General features: G+C 66.8%; 15 protein-coding genes. 2 read left to right on the top strand and 13 right to left on the bottom strand.

From position 1 onward, the window contains the following. Positions 1 to 67: 67 nt before the first annotated feature. From kdpC to G503_RS0106555, 6 genes are all read right to left on the bottom strand, one after another. On the bottom strand, positions 68 to 676 hold the full coding sequence (gene kdpC / locus G503_RS0106585; RefSeq protein WP_051191003.1) for a potassium-transporting ATPase subunit KdpC: 609 nt from the start codon (positions 674 to 676) through the stop codon (positions 68 to 70). A gap of 90 nt (positions 677 to 766) precedes the next feature. After that, positions 767 to 2,851: a potassium-transporting ATPase subunit KdpB gene (gene kdpB, locus G503_RS0106580; protein ID WP_028026952.1), complete on the bottom strand. Its 2,085-nt coding sequence runs from the start codon at positions 2,849 to 2,851 to the stop codon at positions 767 to 769. 15 nt (positions 2,852 to 2,866) lie between these two features. After that, the gene (gene kdpA / locus G503_RS0106575) at positions 2,867 to 4,654 is read right to left on the bottom strand and encodes a potassium-transporting ATPase subunit KdpA (protein ID WP_051191002.1); all 1,788 of its coding nucleotides are present in this window, start codon (positions 4,652 to 4,654) and stop codon (positions 2,867 to 2,869) included. A gap of 278 nt (positions 4,655 to 4,932) precedes the next feature. Further along, complete coding sequence (gene tsaB / locus G503_RS0106565; protein WP_028026950.1) at positions 4,933 to 7,623, bottom strand: tRNA (adenosine(37)-N6)-threonylcarbamoyltransferase complex dimerization subunit type 1 TsaB; 2,691 nt, start codon at positions 7,621 to 7,623, stop codon at positions 4,933 to 4,935. A 349-nt stretch (positions 7,624 to 7,972) separates the two neighbouring features. Continuing rightward, positions 7,973 to 8,485, bottom strand: coding sequence for a tRNA (adenosine(37)-N6)-threonylcarbamoyltransferase complex ATPase subunit type 1 TsaE (gene tsaE / locus G503_RS0106560; protein ID WP_028026949.1), 513 nt, complete (start codon positions 8,483 to 8,485; stop codon positions 7,973 to 7,975). 164 nt (positions 8,486 to 8,649) lie between these two features. Then, positions 8,650 to 9,474, bottom strand: coding sequence for a formate/nitrite transporter family protein (locus G503_RS0106555; RefSeq protein WP_028026948.1), 825 nt, complete (start codon positions 9,472 to 9,474; stop codon positions 8,650 to 8,652). A 336-nt stretch (positions 9,475 to 9,810) separates the two neighbouring features. Between G503_RS0106555 and G503_RS14125 the strand changes: the two genes are divergently transcribed. Further along, positions 9,811 to 11,505 carry an FAD-dependent oxidoreductase gene (locus tag G503_RS14125; RefSeq protein ID WP_051191001.1) on the top strand — a complete coding sequence of 565 codons (1,695 nt, stop codon included), beginning with the start codon at positions 9,811 to 9,813 and terminating at the stop codon, positions 11,503 to 11,505. Positions 11,506 to 11,542: 37 nt separating this feature from the next. On the opposite strand, the gene G503_RS0106545 is transcribed toward G503_RS14125, so the two are convergent. The 5 genes from G503_RS0106545 to G503_RS14120 all read right to left on the bottom strand — a co-directional run bounded on the left by G503_RS0106545 (position 11,543) and on the right by G503_RS14120 (position 17,564). Next, the gene (locus tag G503_RS0106545; protein ID WP_028026947.1) at positions 11,543 to 12,982 is read right to left on the bottom strand and encodes a helix-turn-helix transcriptional regulator; all 1,440 of its coding nucleotides are present in this window, start codon (positions 12,980 to 12,982) and stop codon (positions 11,543 to 11,545) included. Between the two features lie 113 nt (positions 12,983 to 13,095). Then, a complete protein-coding gene (locus G503_RS0106540; RefSeq protein ID WP_028026946.1) occupies positions 13,096 to 13,956 on the bottom strand; it encodes a bifunctional 5,10-methylenetetrahydrofolate dehydrogenase/5,10-methenyltetrahydrofolate cyclohydrolase in 861 nt (286 codons plus the stop codon). Beyond that, positions 13,956 to 14,570: a cyclodeaminase/cyclohydrolase family protein gene (locus G503_RS0106535; protein WP_051191000.1), complete on the bottom strand. Its 615-nt coding sequence runs from the start codon at positions 14,568 to 14,570 to the stop codon at positions 13,956 to 13,958. Before G503_RS0106535 ends, G503_RS0106540 begins: the two co-directional genes overlap by 1 nt. Positions 14,571 to 14,837: 267 nt before the next feature. Further along, positions 14,838 to 16,526: a formate--tetrahydrofolate ligase gene (locus G503_RS0106530; protein WP_028026944.1), complete on the bottom strand. Its 1,689-nt coding sequence runs from the start codon at positions 16,524 to 16,526 to the stop codon at positions 14,838 to 14,840. A gap of 177 nt (positions 16,527 to 16,703) precedes the next feature. After that, on the bottom strand, positions 16,704 to 17,564 hold the full coding sequence (locus G503_RS14120; protein WP_084636348.1) for a type III pantothenate kinase: 861 nt from the start codon (positions 17,562 to 17,564) through the stop codon (positions 16,704 to 16,706). A gap of 135 nt (positions 17,565 to 17,699) precedes the next feature. On the opposite strand from G503_RS14120, the gene G503_RS0106520 reads away from it, so the two are divergent. Next, positions 17,700 to 18,395: a response regulator transcription factor gene (locus G503_RS0106520; protein WP_028026943.1), complete on the top strand. Its 696-nt coding sequence runs from the start codon at positions 17,700 to 17,702 to the stop codon at positions 18,393 to 18,395. Positions 18,396 to 18,522: 127 nt separating this feature from the next. On the opposite strand, the gene G503_RS0106515 is transcribed toward G503_RS0106520, so the two are convergent. Together G503_RS0106515 and G503_RS0106510 are read right to left on the bottom strand one after the other, a co-directional pair. Next, a complete protein-coding gene (locus G503_RS0106515; protein ID WP_051191009.1) occupies positions 18,523 to 19,167 on the bottom strand; it encodes a biotin transporter BioY in 645 nt (214 codons plus the stop codon). Between the two features lie 178 nt (positions 19,168 to 19,345). Then, on the bottom strand, positions 19,346 to 20,836 hold the full coding sequence (locus tag G503_RS0106510; RefSeq protein ID WP_035022131.1) for an MATE family efflux transporter: 1,491 nt from the start codon (positions 20,834 to 20,836) through the stop codon (positions 19,346 to 19,348). Between the last annotated feature and the right edge of the window lie 54 nt (positions 20,837 to 20,890).

The following is a 20,890-nucleotide window of genomic DNA, read 5'->3' as shown; positions in this document are numbered from 1 at the left end:
GGTCCGACCGGCGCCCATCGGAGCCGCAGCGTCGGCGCAATTCGCTCGTCCCGCCAGAGCGAGCGAATCAAAGAATGCCGTCCAGCATGAGATTCACCTTCAGCACGTTCACCCGCGCCTCGCCCAAAGCCCCCAGCAAGGGGCGCTCGGTGCACTGGCGGATGATGCCGCGCACCTCTTCGACGCTGCGCCCCGTGGCCGCGGCGATGCGTCCCACCTGGTACTCGGCGGCGGCCGGCGAGATGTGCGGGTCGAAACCCGACCCCGACACGGTGACCAGGTCGCTCGGCACCGGGGCGTCGCCCTGGTCGGGGTGGGCCGCCCGCACCGCCGCCACGCGCTTTGCCACCCGTTCGCCGAACTCGTCGCTGGCGGGGCTCAGGTTCTCGGGGCCGTACCACAGAAGCGGTGCGCCGTCCTCGTCGGCGAAGGCGCGGGCGTCGGCCAGGGTGGGGCGCCCCCACAGGTGGCCCTCGCCGCGGAAGGGCTGGCCCACCAGGGCACTGCCGTACTTCACCCCGTCCACCTCGATGATCGATCCCGTGGCTTGCCAGGGGAAGGCCACCGCCGCCACTCCGGCCACCGCCAGCGGATACAGCACCCCGCACAGCACCGTGGCTGCCGCGAACAGCACCACCGCACTCACCGCGCCCCGCGCCACCGACTTTCCGTTCATGATCCGTCCTTTCCGAAGGTACTTCCCGAACGCCTCTTCCGAACGCCCGCTTAGAACGTCTTCGCCCGCTTCGAGCAAACCGCCAGGTCCCTAGGCCACGCCCATGGCTACCATGAGCACATCCAAGGCCTTGATGGCCACAAAGGGCACCGCCACGCCACCGAGGCCGTACACCACCAGGTTGCGGGCCAGAAGCGAGGCCGGCGTGCCCTCGCGGTACTTCACGCCGCGCAAAGCCAGCGGAATGAGCGCAACGATGATGAGGGCGTTGTACAGGATGGCCGCGAGCATGGCCGAGGCGGGGCTGGCCAGGTGCATGATGTTCAGCACCTCCAGGCCCGGGTACAGCGGCACCAGCAGCGCCGGGATCACCGCGAAGTACTTCGCCAGGTCGTTGGCGATGGAGAACGTGGTCAGGCTGCCGCGGGTCATGAGCAGCTGCTTGCCGATGCGCACGATCTCGATGAGCTTGGTGGGCGAGGAATCCAGGTCCACCATGTTGCCCGCCTCTTTCGCCGCCTGGGTGCCGGAATTCATGGCCACGGCCACATCGGCCTGGGCGAGCGCCGGCGCGTCGTTGGTGCCGTCACCGGTCATGGCCACGAGGTGCCCCTCGGCCTGGTAGCGGCGAATGGCCGCCAGCTTCGCCTCGGGGGTGGCCTCGGCGATGAAGTCGTCCAGCCCCGCCTCGGCGGCGATGGCCGCGGCCGTGAGCGGGTTGTCGCCGGTGACCATGACGGTCTTGATGCCCATGGCGTGGAGGTCGGCGAAGTTCTCGCGAATACCCGACTTGATGATGTCCTTCAGGTGAATCACCCCGAGTACCCGCCCGTCGCGCGCCACCGTAAGCGGAGTGCCGCCCGAACGGGCCACCTCGTCGGCGACGGCCGCGGCCTCGGCGCTGTAGGCGCCTCCGCGCGCTTCCACGTAGGCGCGCACGGCGTCGGCGGCGCCCTTGCGAATCTCATGGCCGTCGAAGTCCACACCGCTCATGCGCGTTTGGGCCGTGAAGGGCACCACGGTGAAGCCCGCCCCGGCCAGGGTGCGCTCGCGGATGCCGAAGCGCTCCTTGGCGAGCACCACCACAGAGCGGCCCTCGGGGGTCTCATCGGCCAGGCTCGCCAGCTGGGCGGCGTCGGCCAGATCGCGCTCGCTGGCGCCGTCCACGGGCAGGAAGGCCGCGGCCTGGCGATTGCCCAGGGTGATGGTGCCGGTCTTGTCCAGCAGCAGCACGTCCACGTCTCCCGCCGCCTCCACGGCCCGTCCGCTCGTGGCCAGCACATTGGCCGCGTTCAACCGGCTCATGCCGGCGATGCCGATGGCCGACAGCAGCGCGCCGATGGTGGTGGGCGCCAGGCACACGAACAGGGCCACAAGCGAGGTGAGTCCCACGGGATTCGCCTCACCGGCCTGGGCGGCCGCGAACGAGCTGAAGGCGTACAGCGCCGTCGATACCGCCAGAAACACCAGGGTAAGCGCGATGAGCAGCAGCTCTAAGGCCCGCTCGTTGGGAGTCTTCTTGCGCGCGGACGACTCCACCATGGCGATCATCTGATCGAGGAAGCTCGCGCCGGGCTCGGCGGATACTCGGGCCACAAGCCAGTCCGACAGCACCGTGGTGCCGCCCGTCAGCGCTGAGCGATCGCCGCCGCTCTCGCGCACCACGGGGGCCGATTCGCCGGTGATGGCGCTCTCGTCCACGCTGGCCGCGCCCAGGATGATCTCGCCGTCGGCCGGCACCGCCTCGCCGGCGCACACCACATACACCTGGCCGCAGGTCAGGTCGGCCGAGCTCGCCGGTCGGGTACGCTGAAGGAGGAAGGCCGCGACATCGTCGACCTCATCCGCCGCCAGGGCTGCCAGGGCCGCCTCGTCCACCACGTGGGCCTCCACATCGCGCTTCGCTGAGCGCAGGGCGTCGGCCTGGGCCTTGCCGCGGCCCTCGGCCAGCGCTTCGGCGAAGTTGCCGAACAGCACCGTCGCCCACAGCACCGCGCACACCGCCGCGATGTAGCCGGCCGGTGCGTCGGAGACGCCGCCTAGGGCCAGCGCGAACAGCACCGTCGTCAGCACGGCCGACAGATACACCATCAGCATCACGGGATTGCCCGCCTGACGGGCCGGGGCCAGCTTGGCGAAGGCCTCCCGCACCGCGCGCTTCGTTTCCGTTTTCATGGTCAACCGCCTCCTCTAGAACGCACCGGCAAACTGCTCGGCCACGGGACCGAGGGCCAGGGCCGGCAGCAAGGTGAGCGCCCCCACCAGCACGATGATCACCAACAAGAGGGTCACGAACAACGGGCTCGCCGTGGAAAGCGTCGCCGCGCCGGATGCCTGGGGCTCGCGGGATGCCAGGTGCCCCGCCAGGGCCAGGGCCGCCGCCATGGGGATCAAGCGCCCCAGCAGCATTTCCCCGCCCAGAACCAGGTTGATCAGCGGCAGGTTCGCATCCAAGCCGCCCAAGCCGCTGCCGTTGTTGCCGCCGGCCGAGGTGGCCGCGTACAGCAGCTGGCTGAAGCCGAAGGGGCCGCCCTCGCCCACCGCTGATGCGCCCACAGGCGACAGGGTCAGCACGACCGCCCCGGCCAGGATCACCAGAGCCGGCGCCACCACCATCACCGTGGCCATGCGCATCTCGGCCGGCCCGATCTTCTTCCCCAGATACTGGGGCGAGCGGCCCACCATCAGACTCGCGACGAACACGGCGAGCACGGTAAATCCGATAAGCCCCGCAAGGCCGGTGCCCGCGCCTCCCCCGACCACCTCGCCCAACCCGATGAACACGAGCGGCACGAGGGTGCCCATGGGCGTCATGCCCACCAGGGAGGCGTTCGACGAGCCGTTGGCGATGGCCGTGGTGAAGGCCATCCACAAAGCCGAGGCCCCCACGCCGATGCGCACCTCCTTGCCCTCCATGTTGCCGGCCGCCTGGCCGAGGCCGCCCGTGTACACGGAGCCGTCGGCCGCCAGCTGGGGCGTCGCCTGGGACTCAGCCACCACTACGGCCACGATACCGACGGCCAAAAGCACCAGCACCGCCGCCATGAGTGCCCGCCCCTGACGGCGATCGCCCACCATGCGCCCGAAGGCCAGAATGAGCGCGAAGGGGACAAGCGGCATCGCCACGCACTGGAGGAAGTTCGTCAGCGGCGTGGGATTCTCCAGGGCCGAGGCGGAGTTCGCCCCGTTGAAGCCGCCGCCGTTGGTGCCGAGCTGCTTGATGGCCACCTGCGATGCCTGGGGCCCCAGCGGCACCACGGCCTCGGTCACCGTCTGCACGGCGGCCGGGTCGTCGACGTCCACCACATTGCCCTCGGCGTCCACCGCCACCGGTTCCAGCAGCTGCACCGTCTCATAGCCCTGGAAGGTCTGGGGAATGCCCTCGGCGGCGCCCACCAGGGCCAGCAGCAGCGCCAGGGGCAGCAGCACGTACAGCACCGCGCGCACCACATCCACGAAGAAGTTCCCCACCTTCCCCGTACCGCGGACCACCAGCCCCCGCATCAGCGCGAAGGCCACCGCGATGCCCGCAGCCGGCGACAGGAAGTTCTGCACCGTTAAGCCCACGGCCTGGGAGAAGTAGCTGAGATGGGTCTCGCCGGCCACGGGCTGCCAGTCGGTATTGGTCACGAAGCTGGCCGCCAGGTTGAAGGCGGTATCCGCCGGCAGCCCGGGCAGGGCCTCCGGATTGCCCGGCAGCGCGCCCTGGGCCATCAGCAGCCCCATGAGCCCCGCCAGGCACACCGCCGTGAACACCAGCAGGCTCGTGAGGAAGCGCTTCCATCCCATGGTGTCGGTCGCCTTCGTGCCCATAAGGCGGTACAGCCCGCGCTCCACCGGACCCAGCACCCGCGTGGCGCCCAAACGGCGCCCCTCCATCACGGCCACCAGGTACCGCGACAACGGCACGGCGCAGGCCAGCACCACCCCTCCGTAGGCCACGGCCAAAAGCAGCGTGGCCCCCACGTCTGCGCTCATCGCCGCTCACCGCCGCCGAGCAGCAGCACCGCCAGATAACCCATGGCGGCCAGGGCCAACAGGCCCACGATCGTCGTCACCACAGCCATGACGCTTCCTTTCACCAAACCCCCGCAGGGGCCGCCGATCAACCGGACGAGCCGCGCTCGCCCACGTCAGCCAGCATAGGAAAAGAAGCCTAAAGACGCCCTTAAGGTTCCCCCACGGGCATTAAGGGAGTATTAAGATTGCAGGCGGCCAAAGATCGCCCGCGGCAGAGATGCCGTCCCAAGAGGGCGCTAGTAGGGCACTTCCAAATCGCCGTGGGCGAGGGCGTCGGCATCGAGGGGGGCGAACTTGCCGGCGCGATAGCGATCCAGGGCCACCTCGGCGATCATGCCCGCGTTGTCGCCGCAGGCGGACAGCGGCGGCATCACCAGGCGCACGTCCATCTCGGCGCACATCTGCTCGTAGGCGGCCCGCAGCGAGGGGTTGGCCGCCACCCCGCCGCCCAGGCAGAACGTCGGCGCCCCGGTCTCTTCCAAGGCGGCGCGGGCCTTCGCCACTTGCACGTCCACCACCGCAGCGGTGAAACTGGCGCAGATATCGGGCACGTTCAGCTCCCGACCGGCGGCCCGCTCGCCATTGATGTAGGTGACCACGGCGGTCTTCAGCCCCGACAGCGAGAAGCGCAAGTCACCCGAATGCAGCATGGCCCGCGGAAAGGGAATGGCCGCCGGATCGCCCTCGGCCGCGAACTTCGACACCACCGGGCCGCCGGGGTACCCCAGGCCCAGGGCCTTGGCCACCTTGTCGAAAGCCTCCCCCACCGCGTCGTCGATGGTAGCGCCGAGCACGCGGTAGTCGCCCCAATCGGCCATGAACACGAGCATGGTGTTGCCGCCGGACACCAGCGACACCACGGCCGGCGGCGCGAAGTCGTCCAAGCCGATCTTGTTGGCGTACAGATGACCCTCCAGGTGGTTCACCACGATGAAGGGGATATCGGCGCCCCAGGCCGCGCCCTTGGCGAAGGCCACGCCCACCACGAGCGCCCCCACGAGCCCCGGCGCGTAGGTGACGGCCACGGCATCCAGATCGCGCCAGCGCAGGCGCAGCGGGCGCGCGTCCTGCTCGCTCTCGGCGGACAGGGCGCTTGAGGTGGCCGCCACCGGGCTGCCAGCCCCTTCGCCGCTCGCCGCCAGCGAGACCGCGGCCGCATCCAGCGCCTCACCGCATACGCCGCAGATGGCCTCGATATGCTTGCGGCTGGCAATCTCGGGCACCACCCCGCCGAAGCGCGCGTGGAAGTCCACCTGGGAGGCCACCACGTCTGAGCGCAACACGCCCTCACCGTCGATGACCGCAGCAGCCGTCTCATCGCAAGATGATTCGATGGCAAGGATAAGGGGGCGCGCGACAGCAGGCGCGGCGGGCGCGACAGCGCCGGCAACGGGGGCGGCGGGGGCGCTGGTGGCTCCCAGCCCAGCCCCCGCAGGGGCGGCCTTGAGCCCGCCCGCATCGGCAGACGTCGCCCCATCGCATGCCCTCTCCGATGCAAGATCCCCCTCGCCGAGGGCGGCCTGAAGACCGCCCCTACAGAGCTCCGCAGCGGATGCGGCAGCCCCCACGGCACGGGCAACGCCGGCCACCGCATCGCCGTTCGGCACCATCGGCAATGCCATGGTGGGCAAGGGACCGGTCATGATCACGGCGTCTTCGCCATCGGAATAGTAGCGCGCCCGGCGGCCCAAGGCCGTGAAGCCCAGCGCCTCGTACAATGCCTGGGCGCCGGTGTTGGCCGCGCGCACTTCCAGCGAGCAGGTGCGGGCGCCCAGATTGCGCGCATCGTCGGCCACGCGAGCCAGCAGCACGCGAGCGATGCCGTGGCGGCGCCATGCGGGATCCACCCCCACCTTCAGAATCTGCACGTCGCCGTCGACCACCCAGCCGCCGGCATAGCCCACCAGAGGCGCATCGGCAGTCAGGGGCATCTTCGGATCGGCGGCATAAGCCGCCCACCACAGGCGATCGGCACGACCCAGCTCATCGGCCACCAGCGCCTCGTTCCACGCATCCGAGCCCATGACCTGGGCCTCCAGAGCCGCCACCGCGGCCACGTGGCGCGCATCCAGGGGCTTGTAGGCGATGCCCTCGCCGTTGGCCCGGGCGTTCGCGATAGCCGTGTCGTTCATCGTCACATGCTTCGACCCGCGCTTGCCCGCCAGCGTGTCGGCAGCCTGGGCCAGGCGCACCCGCTCGTTCTCCTCGGCATCGGACAGGCGCGTGTACACGGGCAGCAGCAGCCCCGGATCGTGGCGCACCGCATCCAGCGGATCGCATTCCCCGGCCCGCCATGCCGCCTGCAGCGCCCGCAGCAATCCCGCGCCCGTCGGCGTCCATTGAGCCTCAGGCAGTAGGGGACCCGCGCCCGCGAACAGATCGGCGTACTTGCGCAGCCCGTCGCCCGTCACGAAATCCAGCGGACCGCCCTCGGCCAGCTCGGTCGCCGCCGCCTCGGCCTTCACCACGCGATCGGCCGTCAGGCGCCGTGCACCGTCATCGGTCAGCGCGAACCGAACGGGGTACACTTCCTTGCGCATGGCATCGGCCACCACCGCACCTGTGCCGCGCACTCCGGCCGCCCAGGCACCCCAGGCCACCCCGTCCAGCGACGAAACGCCCACCAGACCCACCTCCAGGGCACTCGCGATGCCCTTGGCGCAGGCCAGGGCGATACGCACGCCAGTGAACGACCCCGGACCGCGGCCCACGCACACGCAACCGATCTCCTCGCGGGCCACGCCAGCCTCGGCGCACAGCCCGTCGATGCGCGGCACCAGCTGGGTGTTCGACGCCCGCCGCGCCTCCACTTCCGCGCAGGCCACTGCCTCCACCGTGGCCGTCTCGGGGCACAGCTTTCCCAGCCCCAGGGCGATAACCTCGTTGGCGGTGTCGAAAGCGAGAACAAAGGGGCGCGCAGTATCCACGGGAAGCCTTCCTGAAGCGGCGATAGCGAACCTGCGTATTTTACCGCAGGAAGCCCCGCTCACCCCAGCCGCCCGAAAAACGACCGAATTGACGGTTGGGCGAGGACGCGCGCGACCAAAATGACGTTTGAGAGAGGCTTCACCCCGGAAAAGGCCGCCGAAGACCCTCCGAGGCTCGCTCAAACGTCATTTCGGTCGCTCCAAAGCAGACAGCACACACAACTCCGCGCTTTCCAAGGACACCGCTGCGACCAACGCAGCAAAAGACCGGTGCCGCACAGCAACCGTCGCAGAAGCGGCCGGCGAAAAGCCGCACGGGAGCCGCAGAAATCCCGAGCAGCGCGCGGGCCTACAGCTGGCACTTTCCCAGGCGCGACTTGGAATCGTTGGCCCACACGCAGAGCAGCTGGCGCGACCGAGCGCCGTAGGAGTGGGCCACGATGCGACGGGCGCCCTCGGCTTCCACGGTCACGGTCAGCTCCAGATAGTCGTAGGGCATGTCCTCGGGGAACTTCTCGGCCCATTCCACGAAGGCCACCCCGTCACCATCGCCGTCGATGGCGCTGTAGTAGTCGATATCCTCCAGCTGGAAGCGATCGTCCAAACGATACAGATCGTAGTGGTACACCGGAATGCGGCCCTCGCCGTACTCTAGCAGAATGTTGAAGGTGGGACTGGTCACCGGCGTGCGCACACCCAACGCGGCGGCCACGCCCTGCACGAACTGGGTCTTTCCCGCCCCCAGATCGCCATCGAGCACCACCACGTCGCCCGGATGCAGATAGGGCGCCAGCGTGGAGGCCAGCTGCTTGGTCGCCTCGGGGGTGGAAGTGGTACGCTGATATGTCAGTCCGTTTGCCATGGCCCTATCATACGCCGCAGCCGCTGGCGGCCGGCGCGGACGGCCGAACTTGACCAGATTACCCACATTCCTTACGAATTCGTTCGGTGAGGCAAACCGGCGCCCTCCCCCACCTCCGCCTCCGACATCCGGCGGCATCCGACAGCGGCCGCCCCTCGCGGCCCCTAGTCCTTCTTCGTCTTGGTGCGGTGGCACGCGTACATGGTCAGGCCCACCAGCACCCCGCCCACGATGTTGCCCAGGGTAACGGGAATCAGGTTCGCCGTGACGAACTGCCCGAACGTCAGCACGGCCGTGTTTACGCCCGCCGCGTCGATCATGCCCGTATAGGCCGGGTTCAGGTAAGCGAAGATGCCCGCGGGCACATAGTACATATCGGCCACGCAATGCTCGAAGCCGGCCAGCACAAAGCCCATGATGGGGAAGAAGATGCCCAGAATGCGCCCGGCGGTGTCCTGGGCGGTGTTGGCCTGATACACGGCGATGCACACCATGAGGTTGCAGAAGATGCCCAGCACGAAGGCGTTCATCCAGGGCATGCTGCTCTTCGCCGCGCCCACCATGGCGGTGTACACGGCCAAGTCGCCCCCGCCGATGTTCAACTGCCCGAAGAACGCCATGCAGGCGGCCAGGGCCACAGCGCCCACGAGGTTGCCGGCGAACACGATGCCCCAATTGCGCAGCAGACGCCCCCAGGTGATGCGGCCGTCCAGCGCCGCCGTGATCATGAGGGCGTTGCCCGTGAACAGCTCGGTGCCCATGAGGATGACCATCATGAGTCCTACGGGAAAGATGAGGCCCGATACGAGGCGCACCATGCCGGCGTTGTCGAGGGCGTGGGCCGCCGTGGAGGAGGTAACGCCGCCCAGGCCGATGAGCAGGCCGGCGGCCACAGCCAAAATGAAGAGGCGCCACGCCGGGGATTCCGCCTTCCCCACGGATGCCTTCATGTAATTGTCGGTGATCTCGGTGGGGCTGAAGATGGGCATGGCGCTCTCCTTCTCGCGAATATCAGTGAAGGACACATCATTTCACGAGAACGCCTCTGACGCTGCGTCATCATTGCGCCAATCGGCTGACGGCACGACCTTCCTTGCCTTTTCCCGCAATTCCCATCCAACTTCGCACGGCGAATGCGAAGATGCGGGCACTGTTTCCAAAAGCGCCTCCATACAGGTGCTTCCCCATTTTATGGGAAGCACTCCGAGCAAAACTATCCCCATTCCATGGGAAGCGCAAGCCGGCTTCATGGGCCATGATGATCACCGACAAGAGACGCTCGGGCACCGCAGCCCGCGTCCAAGAAACAGTGCAAGGAGGGACTCATGCAGACCATGGATCGCAGAATGTTCATCAAAGGCGGCATCGGCGCAGCGGCCGGAACCGCCCTGCTGGGAATGGCGGGGTGCGCCCCATCCGCCACTGCGAGCGGGAAATTGGCCGACACCGCAAACGACGAGCTTCCCGCCGACCTCAAGGAGAGCGACTTCGATTTCAGTATCGTAGAGCGCGAGCCGATCACCGAGTTCGCCGCCGAGGAAACCTACGACATCGTCGTAGTAGGCGCGGGCTGCGCCGGCGTGCCCGCCGTACTTACCGCCGTGGAAGAGGGCGCAAAGGTAGCCTGTCTCCAGAAAGAGGCCGTGGTGTCCGCCAATGGCAACGGTTGCTCCTTCGTCGCGAAAGAGCACTCCACCCCCGCCGGCATCAAGCGCTGGCGCAGCGACTGGGCCCGCCTCAACGACTGGAGGATCAACAACGACTTGTTCGACTACTATGTGGAATACGCCGAGGAAGCCGTGCCGTGGGTGATATCCCAGGGCCGCTCCGTCGGCATCGAGCCCATCGAGTTCCTCACCGACAGCTCCATCCGCTACGATGACGGCAGCGTTGTCGCCGTTTGCGACGCGACCCAAGCCTCGAATCAGGACCTCATGACCGCTCTCGCCCAAAAGGCAGCCGACGGCGGTGCCACGTTCTACTACGAAACCCCCTGCGTGCAGCTCGTCCAGGAAGAGGACGGCACCATCACCGGCGCCATCGGCAAGCAAAAAGACGGCACCTATGTGAAGCTCACCGCCACAAAGGGCGTGGTGCTGGCCGCCGGCGATTACATGAACAACGAGTCTATGGTGGATCGGAACATGCGCGATGCGTCCATGTTCCCCCTCTGCCTGATCAACCACACAGGCGACGGGCACATCCTCGGCATTCTGGCAGGCGGGCGCATGGCACCGCTCGGACACGCCCGGCAGATCCACACCAACTATATCGGCCCCTTCATGTTCTATCCCTTCCTGGCCCTCGACGTCAACGGCAAGCGCTTCTGCAACGAAACCGTTCCGATGAGCAGCCTGAACATCTCCATGTCCGCCACCTACAAACCCGAGGATCGCGGCATCCACTACCGCATCTTCGACTCTAAGACCGAAGGCGCCGTGGAGGGCATCCCCGGCGTACCGCCGGTGGCCCTCGTAGGCGAGGGCAGCGCCTGGATGGATCCCGAAACGGTGGTGTCGGGGAATACCCTCGAGGAGCTCTGCGAGGCGGCCGGCATTCCCGTCCAGGAGGGAGTGGCCAGCATCGAGCGATACAACGAGCTGTGCGCCAAGGGCACCGACGACGATTTCGGCGTGGCTGGATCCGACATGGCGGCCATAGACACTCCCCCGTTCTTCTGCATCAAGGGAGATGTGGGCATCTCGGGCATCAACGCCGGCATCATGGTGGACAACCGCTACCGAGTGACCGACGGCGAGGGCAATCCCATTCCTGGCCTCTACGCCGCCGGCATCCAGGCGGGCAACCCCTGCGGGGGCATCAACTGGAACATGCCGGGCGGCTTTTCGAACGCGCATATCTTCACCGCTGGACGCTACACCGTCATCCACGCGCTAACCGGGGACATGACACCCTCGAACCCGGCGAGCTTCGATTCTATCGCCGACTCCTTCATCGGGGAAGACGGCGGCTACGCCTGGGACAGCCCCGCTTGCGCCACGGCCATCTCGGTCTGGTAATCGACCACTTTTCGCCCTCCCCCTGCGACCGGGCCCCTCAGCGGGTCCGGTCGCCTTTGTCCACAGCCTCGTTCACCATGTCGATGAGCTCTTGACGCGAGTGCACGCCGAGCTTTCGATAGAGGCTCTTTGCATAGGTTTGGACGCTGTTCACCGACAGGAACAAGCGCTCGGCAATCTTTTTCTGGGTGTTACCGCGGTAGAGCAGCCCGAGCACTTCGCCCTCCCGCTCGCTCAAGCCATGTTCGTCGGCCAGAGCAGCGATAACCGCCGACACATCGATGGCGCCCGCAAGGTACCCAGAGTGCGCGGGATCCGTGCCGTCAAGGCGCAGTCGCACGAACCAGAGCATCCCCAGCGTCATGACAAAGGCCGTAACAAGCATGACGGCATTGACGACTGAATCCATCTGCGCGGAAGAGAGCCCGACAAGTCCGATGGCGTGAATGGCGCAATCGACGGCAACGGTGAGCATGGGCGCAGCAACCGCGGACTGCCACCAAGGAAGACCCCGCGCACGCATCCCCTCTTGAACCGCCACCCACAGCAGCATGATGGCCATGGGACGGCTCGACAGGATCAAAGCTCGGCATAGGACGGCCAGCGGCGCATACAGCAGGGCGGTACAATAGAGGCAGGCGATGCAGAGGATGAAGAAACCGAGCCACGGATAGCCCGCGCGACCCTGGCGCCATGCGGCGAATGCGCAGAGGCAAAAAGCCGGATAGAGTCCAAGGGCGATGGCGCAATGGATCCACCCATCGGAAAACCACGTCTCGCCCCGAGCCACCGACGAGAGGCTCATAAACGCCCCGCTTCCTAGCAGGTAGCACAGTAGAATGGCAGCCGCGAGCGCAGCAGCACGACCCGAGAGCGACGACGCAGGGCGTGGCGGAGACGGCGGTTCGGAATCACTGCGGCCGAGGCGGCCGAGAATCACCAGGAAGACACCGCCCAAGGCGGGCATGAGCGGATTGGAGATCTCCCCGGTGGGCAGAGGATCCGTAAGCGCTACGATAGCCTCGCCGATCAGGAACGACAGGAACAGGGAGAGAGCGAGCATGACGGCGTTGTCCCGAGAAGACAAGCGCCGCGATGCCCCCGCAAGGGTAACGGCGGCCACCACGCCATAGATCGCCACGATGGCGGGGTAGACGACCATCAGCCAAAGCGGTATCGCTCCGATATGAGCGCTGACAATGAGCGCGGCGCCGCAGGCAAGCAGCGCGGCGCCGGACCCAACGACAGCCATCGTGCTTCCGGCCACCCGCTCGGCCAGACCGTCACGAAGCGCTACGAGAACCCCGCCTGAAAGGGCCATCGTAACGAGCGTGACAACGCTGCTGGCGAACACAGGGGCCGCATCGTAGGAGGTATAGGATTCGGGCACTACGTTCGACGGGTAGGGAAACAGCACGAACAATGCCCAAAAGCAGGCGTAGGCCAACGCGAGCAGCAGGATGCGCAGCTTGTTCAACCTCTCTCCCCTCGAATCAGAACCGGTCGCGCGCGGCCCCAGGGGGGGGCCGCCACCATTATACCCGCCATCTGTCCCCAAGGGGCAAGGCTCATTTCACGAGTCGTCCGCCCCTAGCGCTGCCCAGCCTCGGCCGCCTGCACCACGTGGGCCATAGTGACGCTCGTAGTCACGCCGCCAAGGCCCCGGGGCACCGGCGTGATGGCGCCTTCGGGCCCCAGCACGGGCTCCACGGCGTCGAAGTCCACATCCCCGCAGAGGTTGCCATCGTCGTCGAAGTTGATGCCCACGTCGAGCACCGTCTGGCCCGGCACGAAGTATTCTGGCCCGAAGGCGCGGGCGCGGCCCGTGGCGCACACCACGATATCGGCCTCGCGGGTGTGGGCGGCCGCGTCTTCGGTACGGGAATGGGCCAAGGTCACCGTGGCGTGGCGGGCCAACAGCATCATGGCCACAGGCCGCCCGATCACCAGGCTGCGACCGAGCACCACCACCCGCTTGCCCTCCACGGGAATGCCGTAGAAGTCCAGGGTCTCCAGGCAGGCCCGGGCCGTGGCCGGAGGGAAGCCCTCCCCCGTATCGGCGAACACCCCGGCCAGCGATGCCGAGCCGATGCCGTCGATATCCTTCTCCGGCGCCAACCGATCGCACACGGCCCGCTCGTCCATGGCGACGGGTAGCGGCCGGAACAGCAGGCAGCCGTGGATGGCCTCATCGGTGTTCACGAGATCGACGACCTCTTCCAGCTGGGCCTGGGTAGCGTCGGCCGGCAGCTCGAAGCGACGCACGGCGATGCCGAGGGTGTCGGCGCGCTTGGTGGCGGTGCGCTCGTAGGACAGATCATCAGGACGCTCCCCCACGCGCACGATGGCCAGCGTCGGAGCCACCCCCGCCGCCCGCAGACGATCGATGCGCGGCATCAGGTTCTCCCAAATGGCCGACGACACCTCTTTACCAGTCAGCAGTTTCGCCATTATCCGAGCCTTTCCACCACACCGGCGTACACGTCGTCGGCCAGGGTGCCGCCCGCGGCAATGAGATCCTCCATCTGGTCGCGGTACGCCTTCGCACGGGCCTTATCGGCCATGGAGCCGATATTGATGCGCACGTTCAGGCTGGCCGACAGGAGCGCCGCCTTCGCCAGCATCACAGCTGCCCCGGCATCGGACAGGGCCAGCACCGAGCCGTGCTTCGCCATGAACACGCAGGACTCGATCACCTGCACGCACTGGCGCATAATCTCCAGCGGCACCTCGCAGGCATCCACGAGGGCCACTTGCAGGGCCGCGCGCTGAGCCGCTGCGGCCTCATCGGTATCGCGGGCCATGCCATAGGCCGCGGCCAGCGGCGCGAAAGCCGCCGCGTCACCGTCGATGAGCTCCAAAAGGCGCAGGCGCGTGGCCTCCAATGCCAACAGTTCGGCCTGCACGCGCTCTTCCACGGCAGCGTACTTCTTCTTTCCCACCGTGAGGTTGCCCACCATGGAGGCCAGGGCACTCGCCAGGGCCCCCGCGTAAGCGCTCGCCCCGCCGCCGCCCGGTGTGGGCGCCTTCGACGCCAACGCCTCGATGAACTCGGTGTCAACCATATTCATTCCTTCCTCTGAACGATTACGCACGGCCAGCGGCCGCCCATTCTAGCAACAAACAAGGCCCGCAGCTTCACGTTGCGGGCCTTTCTTGTAAATCTAAATACCCTAACCCACTGGTTCGCCCAAGGAAGTCAGCGAGAGTTCGACCGGCGCCTGGAATTGTGCCGAACCGCGGCCGAGCAGCCTTCGTGCTGCGAGGGAAAGCGGTGAGGCGCAAGGCCAGGTGCCTGTCGGAGCCGCAGCGGCAGCTGCGTTGGGTCGCTCCTAGAACAACCCAACAATAGTGCCGTCTTCCAGCACGTCGATCTTGTGGGCCGCCGGTGCCTTGCCCAGGCCGGGCATGGTCATGATGGAGCCGGTCAGCGCCACGATGAAGCCGGCGCCGGCGGACACCTTCACCTGGCGCACCGTGACGGTGAAGTCGCGGGGAGCGCCCAGCTTCGTGGCATCGTCCGAGAACGAGTACTGGGTCTTGGCCATGCACACGGGCATATCGCCGAAGCCCAGGGCCTCCAACTGCGCGATCTCCTTCTGCGCGGCCGGCTCGAACACCACGCCGTCGGCCCGGTAGACCCGCTTGGCAATGGCCTCGATCTTCTCGGCGATGGTGAGATCGTCCTCGTAGGAGAAGGTGAAGGTGTCGGCCGAGCGGCCGGCCTCATCTCCGTTCTCGCAGAGGGCCACCACCTCGTCGGCCAGGGCCAGACCGCCCTCGCCGCCCTTGGCCCACACCTCGGACAGGGCCACGTTCACGCCCAGCTCGCGGCACTTGGCCTCCACCAAATCCAGCTCGGCCTTGGTGTCGGTCGGGAAGGCGTTGATGGCCACCACGCAGGGCAGGTTGTACACATTCGTGATGTTCTCCACGTGCTGCAGCAGGTTCGGCAGACCCGCCTCCAGCGCTTCCAGGTTCTCCTCGTTCAGGTCGGCCTTGGCCACGCCGCCGTGGTTCTTGAGCGCGCGCACGGTGGCCACCACCACCACGGCGTCGGGCGCGAGGCCGGCCAGGCGGCATTTGATGTCGAGGAACTTCTCCGCGCCCAGATCGGCGCCGAAGCCAGCCTCGGTCACGCAGTAGTCGCCGAGCGCCATGGCCATGCGGGTGGCCATGATGGAGTTGCAGCCGTGGGCGATGTTGGCGAAAGGGCCGCCGTGCACGAAGGCCGGGGTACCCTCCAGCGTCTGCACGAGGTTCGGCTTCAGGGCGTCCTTCAGAAGCGCGGCCATGGCGCCCTCGGCCTTCAGATCGTGGGCCGTGACCGGCTTGTCATCGTAGGTGTAGCCCACCACGATGCGGCCCAAGCGCTCCTTCAGGTCGGTGATGGAGGTAGCCAAGCAGAAGATGGCCATGACCTCGCTGGCCACGGTGATGTCGAAGCCGTCCTCGCGGGGCACGCCATGGGCCTTGCCGCCAAGACCGTCCACGATGTGGCGCAGCTGGCGGTCGTTCATGTCCACCACGCGCTTCCAGGTGATCTTGCGGACATCGATGTTCAGCTCGTTGCCGTTCTGGATATGGGCGTCCAGCAAAGCCGCGAGCAGGTTGTTGGCAGCCCCGATGGCGTGGAAGTCGCCGGTGAAGTGCAGGTTGATGTCCTCCATGGGCACCACCTGGGCGTACCCGCCGCCGGCAGCGCCGCCCTTGATGCCGAACACGGGCCCGAGCGACGGCTCGCGCAGGGCCACGACCACATTCTTGCCACGCTGGGCCAGGGCATCGGCGAGCCCGACGGTGGTGGTGGTCTTGCCCTCGCCGGCCGGCGTGGGATTGATGGCGGTCACCAGGATGAGCTTGCCCGGGGCGTGCTCCTCCTCGCGCAGCAGGTTGTAATCCACCTTGGCCTTGTAGTTGCCGTACAGCTCAAGGTACTTCTCGTCGACGCCGGCAATGGCGGCGATCTCGCCAATGGGTTTCGGTTCGGTCGCCTGGGCAATTTCAATGTCGGTCAACACGTCGGGCCCTCTTTCTCATGTCGCGGCGCCGGGAGTCTCCTGGCAGCCTCCTTTGACGAATGCGCTCCGCCCTTGCGGAACACCTTCCCATTCTACCGATGATGCCCCGTCAGCGACCGCCGCGTCCCTCAAAGGGCGCAACTTCCCCGCCATAGGAGGCGGCCACCGGGGCGGCTCTCAGGATGCCGCAGCCCCCGTCGCCGTCGCACCCGCAGCGTCGACCGCAGCCACGCCCGCGCCCTCGGCATCCTTCCGCGCCGCGGCCGCATCGGCAGCGGCCTTCTCGGCCAGCAGGCGCAAACCCTCCAGGGTCAACTCGGGATTCACCTCGTCGATGGTGTCCGAGTGGCGCGCCACCACGCTGGCCAGACCGCCCGTGGCGATCACCGGCGCCTCGTAGCCCAGCTGGGCGAAAATGCGGCGCACCAGGCCGTCCACCCGGTCGGCCTCCCCCAGCATGATGCCGGACTGGATAGCCTCCACGGTACAGGTGCCGATTACCGCCGGAGGCGCCACCAGGCCGATGTCGGGCAGCTGGGCGCCATGGGAGAACAGGGCGTTGGCCGAGGTCTGCACCCCCGGGGCGATGATGCCGCCGCGGAAGCGTCCGTCGCGATCGATCACCTCGATATTCGTGGCCGTGCCGAAGTCCACCACCACGACCGGCGCCCCGTAGCGCGCCCGAGCCGCCACGGCGTCGGCGATGCGATCGGCGCCGATCTCGTTGGGATTGGGGTAATCGGCCTCGAACAGCCCTTCGGCCGCCTCCGCACAGCACACGAGAGACAGGGCGCCCGTAGCGTCCTTGATAGCCTTCAGCCAAGCCTTCGTCAGCTGCGGCACCACCGAGGCCACCGCCGAGGCCCGCATCGACTCGAAGGACAGGCCCTCCAGGGAGAACAAGTTCGACAGCGTGATGCGCAGCTCGTCGGCCGCCGTATGACGACTCGTGGCGATGCGCCACATCGCGCGCAGGGAATCCCCTGCGTACACCCCGATAACGGTGTGAGTATTCCCGATGTCAATAGCAAGTAACATAATTATGACAATCTTCCTTAGTTTTACTTTAGAATGTGACACAGTGTTTATAGTGAACACGTCCTGATTATATCAAGGATTAAACGATCTGCCCCCGTGGGGCAATCGTCGACATGACGAGAGTAAGGCAAGACCATGATTGAGACACCCAGCCGAATCCTTGTCGTTGACGACGAGCCATCGATCACCGAATTCGTCAGCTACGCGTTGCGGAAGGAAGGCTACGACGCCGACGTCGTCGATAACGGCGAGGAGGCCTTCGCCCTCGCGAGCGCGAACAACTACGATCTGTTCGTCCTCGACATCATGCTGCCGGGAATGGACGGCTACGAGCTGTGCCGCCGGCTGCGCTCCAAGACTACGGCCCCCGTGTTGTTCCTATCGGCCCGCGATACCGAGCTCGACAAGGTGGTCGGACTGGAAATCGGCGGCGACGATTACCTCGCCAAGCCCTTCGGCGTTCGTGAGCTGATCGCCCGCGTGCGCGCCCTTCTGCGCCGCGGCCAGGGCGGCGAGTTCCCCGGGGCCAGCAACTCCATCACCGCCTCGGGCATCACGCTCGACGAGGACGCCCACACCGCCGCTGGCGACCACGGCGAGATCGATCTTACCCCCCGCGAGTTCGAGCTGCTCGCGAGCCTCATGAAGAGCGCCGGCAAGGTGGTTTCCCGCGAGGATCTGCTGCGCGACGCCTGGGGCTGGGAGTACCTCACCGAGACCAAGACCGTGGACACCCACATCAAGCGCCTGCGCGACAAGATCCACGCCGCCGGCTACGATCCGGCCCTCGTGGAGACCGTCCGCGGCTACGGCTACCGCTTCAAGGCGTAAGACGACATCATAGCTCCGCCAAGCCAAGGGCCCCTGGGATCATCACCCAGGGGCCCTCTACGTTTCCCGTAGTGCGAAACGAGGACGACAGACGGCGAAGGTCGCGCGCTCCTCCCCCGTTGCTTCCCTACCCCACGACTTCCTTCACCGCGCGAGCGCACACGACGGCCGCCACGATCTTGCAGAAGTCCACGACGATGAAGGGGGCACAAGCGGTGAGGAAGGCCGCCAGAGGGCCCACCTGGGCGACCACCATGAAGTGGGCCCAGCCGCATACGTAGGCCACCGTGGTGAAGATGACGCCGGCGGCCACTTCCAGACCGAAGTTGCGGAAAAAGTTCGCCGCACGCTGGGTCGGTGACAGGGCCGCCCGTTCAGCGCGGGTCATCCGCGGGATGCGCCGGCCGCCCGCCTGGCCGAAGCGGGTGCGCGCCGCGTACAAAAACAGCGCCGCCGCGGCCACGCCGAGCAGGTAACCCCACAAGAAACCGCCCGTGGGGCCGGCCAGCACGCCGATGCCGCCGCGCATCCCCGAGAACACGGGCACGCCCACCGCGCCCAACAGCAAATAGCCCGTGATGGCCGCGATGGCCTCCTTAGGGGTAAGCACCACGATGGCGAAGGTGATGGCGAACATCTGCAACGTGAAGGGCACCGGGCCCAAAGGCACGGTCACCCATGCCGATACCGCCATAATGGCGATGGTCAGGCCCACAAAGGCCACGGAGCGGGTGCGCGCGGAAGCGCTGGTTTTCGTGCGTACGGTTTCCATGGTCATTTCTCCTTTCGACGAAGGAGATACTACGGGACGAAATGCACCGGCGCCCCCGCGCGAGCCCTTCAGCGGTTAACGGGAAGTGATTTCCTCATTTTTATGCAAGTGCACAAAAACTTGATGCCGCACTGGCCGCGCGCCCCACCGTCGTCGAACGCGAAACCCAACCCGCCGTCTACCGCGCAAGACGACGCAGGCGCGCCATCTCCCATCCGATAAACACCGCCGTGGTGAAGATGGACAGGAAATCGGCGATGGGCATGGCGAACAGCAGGGCGTCCAAGCCGTTGTACTGCGGCACCACCGCCGGCAGCCACAGCGGCATCAGGTACAACAAGGGCAGCAAGAACAAGATCTGGCGCGTGAGCGTCAGGAAGATGGACTTCGCCGGCTGGCCGGTGGCCTGGAAGTAGTTCGCGCCCACGATCTGGAAGCCCACGAAGGGAATCATCAGGAACTGCAGGTGAATGGCGAAGGCCGTGAACTCCACCAGCCCCTCGTGCTTGATGCCGAACGCCTGGGCGATGGGCGCCGCGAACAGCTGCACAGCCGCGAACATCACCACCGAGATGGTAGTGGCTGCCCCGATTCCGTACCACAGGGTTTTGCGCACGCGATCAACTTTGTGGGCACCGTAGTTGAAGCCCAGAAGCGGCTGCAACGCGATGGACATGCCCACCAGCGGCATGATGGAGAACTGCGCGATGCGCTGCACCACGCCGATGGTGGCCAGGGCGTCGTCGGCCCCGATGGGCGAGAGCGCACCGTACTTCACCAACTGGAAGTTCAGCACGAAGTTCACGGCCGCCATGCCCGCCTGCACGCAGAAGCTGGGGAAACCGTAGGCCACGATAGTGGTATCCATGCGCGGGCGCAGCGCCATAAGAGGCGGGCGCAGACGCAGGGGAGCCTCAGCCTTGCCGCAGAAATACCACAGCACGGCCACGCAGGAGCAGCCCCAACCGAGCACCGTGGCAAGGCCGCTGCCGGCCACGCCCCAGCCGAGCAGGATAACGAAAATGAAGTTGAAGATAACCGAGCTGACCAGGCCGATCACCATGGTGCCAAGGGCACGGTTGGGCGCGCCGCAGGTACGGATGAAGTTGTTCACGCCCAGACCAATGCACTGCAGAATGAACCCGGAGCAGATGATCTGGATGAACACCGACGCATGGGGCCGCACCTCATCGGTCGCACTCGACAGGTCTAACAGCCAGTCAGTCGAGGCGGGAAACCATCCCAGGAAAGCCACGATCACAGCCATGACCAGGCTGAGAGACACCACGTTGCCCAGGGCGCGCTCGGCATCTTCGCGGCGCCCCTCCCCCAGCCGCAGGGCCGCCAGCGCGTTGCCGCCGTTGCCCACCAGCATGGCGATGGCCATGAACACCACCATAATGGGGTTCGCCACGGTCATGGCCGACAGGCCGATCTCGCCCACAGCATGGCCGAGGAACACCGAGTCGATGATGGCATAGGAGCCGTTGATCAGCATGCCCACCACCGACGGGATGGCGAATTCCGTGATCAGCCGCGGAATGGAAGCGGTGCCCATGCGCAGCACCTTGTCGTCGGCCGCCGAGGCTCCGTGCAGACGCTGCCCGCGCGGATCGGGGTCGACGGCACCCTCCCGAGGTTCTTGCTCAATCTTCTTCTCGTCACTCATGCTCTCGCGCCTTTCTTCTTTGCTGCGCTATTGTAGCCCTGGAGGCATCTCGCA

This window comes from Adlercreutzia mucosicola DSM 19490, assembly GCF_000422625.1.
Taxonomy (GTDB): domain Bacteria; phylum Actinomycetota; class Coriobacteriia; order Coriobacteriales; family Eggerthellaceae; genus Adlercreutzia; species Adlercreutzia mucosicola.
Note: the sequence above shows the minus strand (reverse complement) of the source record. Positions and strands in the feature narration are given on the sequence as shown.